This window comes from Chloracidobacterium sp., from assembly GCA_025057975.1.
Taxonomy (GTDB): Bacteria; Acidobacteriota; Blastocatellia; order Chloracidobacteriales; family Chloracidobacteriaceae; genus Chloracidobacterium.
The window spans coordinates 1-739 of record JANWUV010000039.1; the positions used below are offsets into that span (position 1 = coordinate 1).

General features: G+C 55.3%; 2 protein-coding genes. Both read right to left on the reverse strand.

Annotated elements, in window-relative coordinates:
* A partial coding sequence (locus NZ585_14930) for a CRISPR-associated protein Cas5 (GenBank protein MCS7081325.1) occupies positions 1–302 on the reverse strand: 302 nt, incomplete at its 3' end.
* A partial coding sequence (cas5d, locus tag NZ585_14935) for a type I-D CRISPR-associated protein Cas5/Csc1 (protein MCS7081326.1) occupies positions 283–739 on the reverse strand: 457 nt, incomplete at its 5' end. The genes NZ585_14930 and cas5d, both read right to left, overlap by 20 nt.

Consider the following 739-nt stretch of genomic DNA (forward strand, 5'->3'; position numbering starts at 1 on the left):
AGTCCCAGCATCAAAGGCTCTAGGATGTCCGCATCCAATATCCCTAAACGGAAGAAACACACATCACCTGAGCGCACCACTCGACCGTCACGTTTTTTAGTGAGTAAATCCGATACGGAGATAGGGGATTCGGGACCGTCGTGGACCGCCTGAGCAACCTGGGGATTGCCCAAGTAAATCCAGCGCAAAACTTGCGCGTGAATCGCACGCCCGCAGTAGGCTGGCAGCTCGCCTTTTTCAGTCGCCACTAGCTCAAACACGATGGCATGTAACGCCGTAGATTTACGAGTAACTGGCTCCATAACACACTCCTCGAGGCAAACAGGTGTCTCGACCAATCACCCAGTAATCTCCCTCCAGTTGGGCATGGCTGACCAAACTACTGGGGGGCATGACAATCCGGTTGTACAGTAACAGGCGGGTGGAAGTGGGCAAGTCCACCGGATTGAGAGGGTGAGTGCATAGATAACAACCTGAACCTGGTTTTGGCTCCGGTATCTGTTGCACCTGCACCTGCACCTTGGCCGCCCATTTGCCTAGCCGTACCCAGCGGGGAATCGGCACACCTGCGGGCGCAATGACGTAGGTTTGATAGACACTCCCGATGGCCAATTCCTTGGCCCGCCCGTAATTGATGGGAAAATTGCCGGTGCGCTCGCCAAATTTGCGGGGTTCAGCGTAGTAGTGCACCTGGGCCGCTTTGAAGGTGTTGACCTGGTAGGACCAGCGTACCGGTTCA